This is a genomic window from Thermophilibacter provencensis (genome assembly GCF_900128445.1).
In the GTDB taxonomy this organism is placed as follows: Bacteria; Actinomycetota; Coriobacteriia; order Coriobacteriales; family Atopobiaceae; genus Thermophilibacter; species Thermophilibacter provencensis.
The window spans coordinates 1-3,365 of the sequence record NZ_LT671416.1 but is presented as its reverse complement, the minus strand read 5'-3'; the positions used below and the strand labels follow the sequence as shown (position 1 = coordinate 3,365).

Genomic DNA, 3,365 nt, shown 5'->3' with positions numbered 1-3,365 from the left:
TGAAAGCAGAGGGCGACATACGATATCTAGGACGGTCGCGTGGGCTGGGAGATGTGTAAAAGAGACGGGATGGGGCCCGCACGCCCGACGCGAGGAGGCCCAGGGCGGAGCGCGGGCAGGTCCCGGCCGCGCCCGAGAGCATCACGCGCCCCGGGGACGCCGACGAGTCCTACCAGCTCCCGCCTCTCTCCATCCTGCGCGCCAACCCTGACGCGAGCGGCTCCTACGGCAACGACGAGGAGCTCTCGGAGACCGCGGCGAAGCTCCAGGCCACGCTCGAGGAGTTCGGCCTCACCTCGCGCGTCGAGGGCTGGATCGCCGGCCCCTCCGTCACCACGTTCAAGATCTCCATGGGCGAGGGGGAGCGCGTCAACAAGATCGTCAACCTCGAGGACGACATCGCCCTCTCGCTCGCGGCCAAGTCGGTCCGCATCTTCGCGCCCATCCCGGGCACCTCGCTCGTGGGCATCGAGATCCCCAACGACAAGCCCCAGCCGGTCTTCCTCTCCGACGTGCTCCCCTACGCGAAGGGCGGCCCGCTCGACTGCGCCTTCGGCCGCGACTCCGAGGGGCGCCCCATCGTGGTCGACCTCGCGGGCCTGCCGCACCTGCTCGTCGCCGGCACCACGGGCTCGGGCAAGTCGGTCCTGCTCAACGCCATCATCATGTCCATGCTCATGCGCGCGACCCCCGAGCAGGTGCGCCTCATCATGGTGGACCCCAAGCGCGTCGAGTTCACGGGCTACGCCGGCCTCCCGCACCTCTACGTGCCGGTGGTCACCGAGCCCCGCCAGGCGGCGAGCGCCCTGCAGTGGGGCGTGACCGAGATGGAGCGCCGCCTCAAGGTCTTCGAGCACTACAAGGTGCGCGACATCAAGACCTTCAACAACAACGTGGACGGCGACAAGTACGCGGAGATGGAGAACCCCCCGAAGCACATGCCGTACTTCGTCATCGTGATCGACGAGCTCGCCGACCTCATGATGGTGGCCGGCAAGGACGTGGAGTCCTCCATCGTGCGCATCGCGCAGCTCGGGCGCGCCGCGGGCATCCACCTGATCGTCGCCACGCAGCGGCCCTCCGCGGACGTCGTCACCGGCCTCATCCGCGCCAACATCGACAACCGCGTGGCGCTCTCCGTCGACAACTCCATCAACTCGCGCATCATCCTCGACCAGAAGGGCGCCGAGCAGCTCCTCGGCAAGGGCGACATGCTCGTCAAGCTCCGCGGGCGCAAGCCGCGGCGCGCCCAGGGCTGCTGGGTCTCCGACGAGGAGATCGAGCAGACCGTCAGGTTCGTGCGCGAGCAGGTCACGGCCGACTATCACGAGGACATCCTCACCGCGGTCGTCCCCAACGCCCCCGGCGGCGGCGAGCCCGGCGCGCGGGGCGACGACGACCCCCTCATCTGGGAGGCCGCGCGCATAGTTGTGGACTCTCAGCTCGGCTCCACCTCCGGGCTGCAGCGCGCCCTCTCGGTGGGGTACGCTAGGGCCGGCAGGATCATGGACATGCTGGAGGCGAAGGGGGTCGTGGGCCCGGCCAACGGGTCAAAGCCCCGCGAGGTCCTTCTCGACAAGGAGGGCCTCGAGGAGCTGAAGGTCGCCGACGCAGCGTACGAGGGGGTGGAGTAGCATGTCACGGCCGCGGTTCAGCGAGGCGCTCGTCATGCGGCGCCACGACCTCGGGCTCTCCCTCGAGCAGGCCTCCCGCATCCTGAAGCTGCGCCGAGACGTGCTCGTCGCCTTCGAGGAGGGCGACTACGACCACATGCCCCAGAGCGGCTATGCCCAGGGCATGCTCTCGAGCTATGCCCGCTACCTCGGCCTCAACGCCCGGGAGATCGTCGACCTCTTCCAGGAGGAGCTCTACGAGCACCGTCACGGCAGCTCCTCGCACGAGCTGAGGAGAAGGACGCGCCAGACGCAGGCGGGCAGAAACATCTCCGGGTACGACGTGGTGAACGAGGCCGGCTCGCGCCCGAAGGCCTACGTCGAGTACCGCCCGCTCCTGCCCACCTCGGGCGGCCCGGCGGGCGACATGGGCAACTTCGCCACGACGGCCCCCGCCCGGCCCCGCTCGTCGCTTCCCCTGGCGGGCGTCGGCACCCCGGCGCCCGGGACGCGGGCCGCCTACTCGTCGGCGTCCTATGACGGGTGGGACGTCGGCCCCGAGCGCCGCCCCTACAACAGCGGCGCGGCGCGGGAGCGGGTGGGCGCCTCGTCGACGAGGCGCCGCGCGCAGCGCGCCCGCCGCGGCGCGGACGCCCGGCAGGGCAGGGCGCTCGGGGACGGGGGAGGCTCCCCCCGCGACGAGCGCCCCTCCGCGCGGCTCTATCGCCGCGACGACGTGAGCACGCGCCGGGTGTCCCCGAGCGAGTACACCGACGACATGCGCTACGACGACCACGCGAGCCCATACGCCCCGGCCTCGACCATCTCGGGGCGTCGCTCCTCGCGCAACATCGCCCAGGTCGAGCGCCCGAACGTCCGACGCCGCCCGTCCTCGCCGCACCGCTCCTCCGCCAGGCAGGGGGGAGGGGGGCGCCGCCCGCCCGCGCGCGGGGGCGCGCTCGGCTGGCTCCAGTGGTTCTTCTCGGACGCGAGGCGCGCGCTCCTCGCGATCGTGGTCGCCCTCACCGTCGTGCTCACCGCCATCGTCGTGCTCTCGGTCAGCTCGTGCGTGAGCGGCCCCTCCCGCTCCGTCGGCCAGACCGTCGCCGTGAACAACGCGAGCCAGTCCGACGCCGAGTCGGGCGGGCAGCAGTCCGACGACGGCGCCACCCAGGGCGCCGACGAGGCCGACGAGGGCCAAGGCGCTGACGGCCAGGGCGACCAGGCGGCCGACGGGGACGGGGACGCCTCGTCGGGCGCGACGTCCGACGACCAGGCGGCGAGCGACGAGCCCAGCGTGACCGAGACCGTCGTCGAGGTCAGCATCGCCAGCGGCGAGTACTCCTGGCTCGAGATCGTCTGCGACGGCACGAGCGTGGTCGCCGACGACCTCACGGGGCCGTGGTCCCAGAGCTTCACCGTATACGACTCGATCTCCATCTCAGCCGGGGACCGCACGGCGGTGACCGTCACGGAGAACGGGGAGCCCGTCGAGTTCAGCAAGACCGCGAGCGGGCTCGGGAGCGTGACCATCAAGGGGACGCCGCGCCAGGACTCCGCGGACGACGCCTCGAGCGGCTCATCCGACGGCTCCGCGGGCGCGGCGTCGACCGACGGCGCCGCGCCCGAGGCCGACCAGGGGCAGTAGCATCGATGCGGCCCGGCGAGCGCCGGGCCGGGGAAGGAGAGGGGCAATGGCCAAGGAATCGAGCTTCGACGTCGTCTCCGTCGTCGACATGCAGGAGGTCGACA

Annotated in this window: 1 protein-coding gene and 1 pseudogene; both read left to right on the top strand. The window is 71.6% G+C overall.

Features of this window, described 5'->3' with window-relative positions; all coding sequences use genetic code 11:
* Positions 1–107: 107 nt before the first annotated feature.
* Positions 108–1,634, top strand: a pseudogene (locus tag BQ7391_RS00020) (DNA translocase FtsK); the annotation flags it as partial.
* Position 1,635: 1 nt separating this feature from the next.
* Positions 1,636–3,261 carry a helix-turn-helix domain-containing protein gene (locus BQ7391_RS00015; protein ID WP_075278742.1) on the top strand — a complete coding sequence of 542 codons (1,626 nt, stop codon included), beginning with the start codon at positions 1,636–1,638 and terminating at the stop codon, positions 3,259–3,261.
* Positions 3,262–3,365: the final 104 nt, after the last annotated feature.